General features: G+C 72.9%; 4 protein-coding genes. 3 read left to right on the forward strand and 1 reads right to left on the reverse strand.

The features are described from left to right. Positions 1 to 1,482 (forward strand): 4-alpha-glucanotransferase (gene malQ, locus E2E34_RS32530; protein WP_138905434.1); only part of this gene is annotated, 1,482 nt, incomplete at its 5' end. A gap of 20 nt (positions 1,483 to 1,502) precedes the next feature. Next, positions 1,503 to 1,733 carry a hypothetical protein gene (locus E2E34_RS32535; RefSeq protein WP_138905435.1) on the forward strand — a complete coding sequence of 77 codons (231 nt, stop codon included), beginning with the start codon at positions 1,503 to 1,505 and terminating at the stop codon, positions 1,731 to 1,733. 173 nt (positions 1,734 to 1,906) lie between these two features. Here the strand turns inward: E2E34_RS32535 and E2E34_RS32540 are convergent, their stop codons facing one another. Then, a complete protein-coding gene (locus E2E34_RS32540) occupies positions 1,907 to 2,443 on the reverse strand; it encodes a MarR family winged helix-turn-helix transcriptional regulator (protein WP_138905436.1) in 537 nt (178 codons plus the stop codon). Positions 2,444 to 2,583: 140 nt separating this feature from the next. On the opposite strand from E2E34_RS32540, the gene E2E34_RS32545 reads away from it, so the two are divergent. Next, positions 2,584 to 3,534, forward strand: a complete 951-nt coding sequence (locus E2E34_RS32545; RefSeq protein ID WP_138905437.1) for an EamA family transporter — start codon at positions 2,584 to 2,586, stop codon at positions 3,532 to 3,534. Positions 3,535 to 3,610: the final 76 nt, after the last annotated feature.

A 3,610-nucleotide genomic window follows, 5' to 3' on the forward strand; every position in this document is an offset into this window, starting at 1 on the left:
TCGCCGTACCGCCCCTCCTCGCGCCGCTTCCCCGACCCCGTGCACCTGCGGGTCGAGGACGTCCCGGAGTACGCCCACGTCCCGCCGGCCGACCGCGCCCGCATCGACGAGCTGCTCGACCGGGCCGCCACCCTGCGCGACGGCGTCCTCAACAAGGGCGAGCTGATCGACCGCGACGCCGTCTGGCAGCTGAAGAAGCGGGCCCTGGAGCTCGTACGACAGGTCCCGCTCGGCCCCGGCCGGCGCGCCGCCTACTGCGACTTCCTCGCCGAGCAGGGCACGGCGCTGGAGGACCACGCCACCTGGTGCGCGCTCGCCGAGGTGCACGGGCCCGACTGGCACACCTGGCCGGCCGCACTGCGCGACGACCCGCGCTCCGCCGCCGTCGCCCGCGCCCGCCACGAGCTGCACGACCGCGTCGACCTGCACGGCTGGCTGGCCTGGCTCACCGACTGCCAGCTGGCCGCCGCTCAGAGCGCCGCCCGCGAGGCCGGCATGCCCGTCGGCATCGTCCACGACCTGGCCGTCGGCGTGCACCCGGGCGGCGCGGACGCCTGGGCGCAGCAGGACGCGTACGCCCGAGGCATGTCCGTCGGCGCCCCGCCGGACGCCTTCAACGCGCTCGGCCAGGACTGGGGCCTGCCCCCGTGGCGCCCCGATGTTCTGGCCGCCGCCGCGTACGCCCCGTTCCGCGGCCTGCTGCGCGGGCTGCTGCGCAACGCCGGGGCCCTGCGCATCGACCACGTCATGGGCCTCTTCCGGCTCTGGTGGGTCCCGGAGGGCCTCCGGCCGACGGAGGGGACGTACGTCCGCTACGACGCGGAGGCGATGCTCGCCGTCCTCGCGCTGGAGGCGCACCTGGCCGGGGCGAGCGTCATAGGGGAGGACCTGGGGACGGTCGAGCCGGGGGTGCGGGACGCCCTCGCCGAGCGCGGCGTGTCCGGCACATCGGTGATGTGGTTCGAGCGCGACTGGGCCGGTACGGGCGAACCGCTGCCCCCGGACGCCTGGCGCGAACACTGCCTGGCCACGGCGACGACCCACGACCTGCCGTCCACCGCCGCCCGCCTGACGGGCGAGCACGTCGCGCTGCGCCACCGGCTCGGCCTGCTCACCCGGCCGCTGGAGGAGGAGCGGGCCGAGGCGGCCGTGGAAGTGGCCGACTGGCTGTCGTACCTGGCCAGGCTCGGCCTGCTGCCGGAGGGCGCGGGCGACGAGGAGGGCGAGATCCGTGCCGTGTACCGGTTCCTGCTGCGCACCCCGGCCCGGATGATCGGCATCTGGCTGCCGGACGCGGTGGGCGACCGCCGGCCGCAGAACCTGCCGGGCACGTGGGACCAGTACCCGAACTGGCGCCTGCCGCTCGCCGACGCCGAAGGGCGCCCCACCACCCTGGAGGACCTGGCCTCGTCACCCCGCCTGCACGACCTCGTCGCCGCCTTCCGGCCCCGTACGGCACCCCCGGGCGCGCGGCCCGCCTAGGCGTTCGCTAGGTTGGCACCGTGGACAAGAACAACGCCCTGCGCGCCGGTGCTGTCGCGGCCGGTACGACGCTGATGATGCTGCTCATGTCGTCCCCCGCGCTCGCGCTCACGCCCGACGACGGTGACGATCCGGGGTCCGGCCTGAGTGTGGCCGAGACGCTCGGCCTGTATGTCGTGGCTCCGATCGCGCTGTTCGTGGTGATCGCGGGACTCGTCATGGTGCTGGACAAGTCCAAGAAGCAGAGCTGACCTTCCGTACGGATACGACGGATACGGCCGTTACGACGGTCACGACGGTTTTCCGAGGGCGCCTCCATGGGGGCGCCCTCGGCCGTTCTCGGGGTGCCTCCACGGGGCGCCCCCGGCTGTTTTCGGGGTGCGCCGTGGGCGCAGGCGTGGGGCGGCCGTAGTCCGGTACCCCGTCAGTCACGGGTGCTGCCGGCCAGGAGCAGGCGCAGAAGCTCCTGGAGCTGCTCCACCTGGTCCTCGCTGAGCCCTTCGAGTGCCTCGTGCTGGATCTCCAGCCCCGCCACCACGGCCTCGTCGACGATCGCCAGGCCGCGCTCGGAGAGCGTCACCCGCAGCCCGCGCCGGTCGTGGGGGTCGGGGCTGCGGCTGAGCAGTCCGGCCCGTTCCAGCTTGTCGAGCCGGCCCGTCATCCCGCCGGTCGTGAGCATCAGCGTCGCGGAGAGCTGGCGCGGCGAGAGCGTGTACGGCTCGCCGGAGCGGCGCAGGGTCGCGAGCACGTCGAACTCGCCGCGCGCGATCCCGAACCGGTCGTACGCCTTCTCGATGCGGTCGCCCATGGCGCGCGCGACGCGGTAGACGCGGCCGAAGACCGCCATCGGGGCGGTGTCCAGGTCGGGGCGAACCTCGGCCCACTGGGCCGTGATGGCGTCGACGGGGTCCTTGCCGGCCGGCTTGGCGGCGTCGGAGGTCCTGCTGGGCTTGGTCGTCATGTTGCGCAGTATCCGAAGAGTTCAGGTCGACCGCAAGAAAGTAGCTTGCAGGAAAGTAGCTTGCGAGTAAGCTAGTTGCTGTCGACCTGTTTTGGTCGGCCTTTCTCTTCGCAGTCCGACCTCGGGGGGTCAGTGCAGTCATGAACCGTGCCGGGACCATCGCGCTCACCGCGCTCGCGCCCATCTCGTGGGGCTCGACGTACGCCGTCACCACCGAATTCCTGCCGCCCGACCGGCCGCTCTTCACCGGCCTGATGCGTGCTCTGCCCGCCGGGCTCGCCCTGCTCGCGATCGCCAGAACGCTGCCGCGCGGTGTCTGGTGGGGAAAGGTGGTCGCACTCGGGGCGTTGAACATCGGGGCGTTCTTCCCGTTGCTCTTCCTCTCCGCGTACCGGCTGCCGGGCGGCATGGCGGCGGTCTTCGGCTCGCTGGCGCCGCTGTGGGTCGCCGGGCTCGCCGTACTGCTGCTGAGTGAGAAGCCGACCGTACGCACCCTGCTGACCGGGATCGCCGCCGCGCTCGGTGTGAGCCTGGTGGTGCTGCGCGCCACCGCCGTGCTGGACGCCCTGGGGGTGCTGGCGGCCCTCACCTCCTCCGCGTCGATGGCCGCGGGCACGGTGCTGACCAAGCGCTGGGGGCGCCCGGACGGCGTGGGCCCGCTGGTGATGACCGGCTGGCAACTGACCGCGGGCGGACTGCTGATCGCACCCGTCGCCCTCCTGGTGGAGGGCGCGCCGCCGGCCCTGGACGGGCGGGCCGTCGGCGGCTACCTCTACCTCGCGCTGGTGAACACGGCGGTCGCGTACTGGCTGTGGTTCCGTGGCATAGGCCGGCTCACCGCGACCTCGGTGACCTTCCTGGGGCCCCTGTCGCCGCTGACCGCCGCGGTGATCGGCTGGGCGGCGCTGGGGGAGGCGCTGACGCCGGTGCAGCTCCTGGGCATGGCGATCGCGCTCGGGGCGACGCTGCTGGGGCAGGGGAAGGTGGCCGCTCCGAAAGGAGGGCCTTCGGCGGGTGAACTGTTCAGTTCAGATGAAAGGAATGATCAAAAAGATTCGATAGACCTGAAGGGTGGGGCGGTGCGACGGTAGAGCTCGCGATCGAGAAGGCGTAGCAGCGCGAAGCGGCACGTCCAAGGGGCAGGGGGCAGCAGTGGCAGTCCAGGAC

Source organism: Streptomyces albidochromogenes (assembly GCF_005981925.1).
Classification (GTDB): Bacteria; Actinomycetota; Actinomycetes; order Streptomycetales; family Streptomycetaceae; genus Streptomyces; species Streptomyces albidochromogenes.

Coding starts and splice junctions, on each gene's coding strand:
- E2E34_RS32540 (WP_138905436.1), bottom strand. CDS start 2,443: ATGACGACCAAGCCCAGCAGGACCTCCGACGCCGCCAAGCCGGCCGGC.
- E2E34_RS32545 (WP_138905437.1), top strand. CDS start 2,584: ATGAACCGTGCCGGGACCATCGCGCTCACCGCGCTCGCGCCCATCTCG.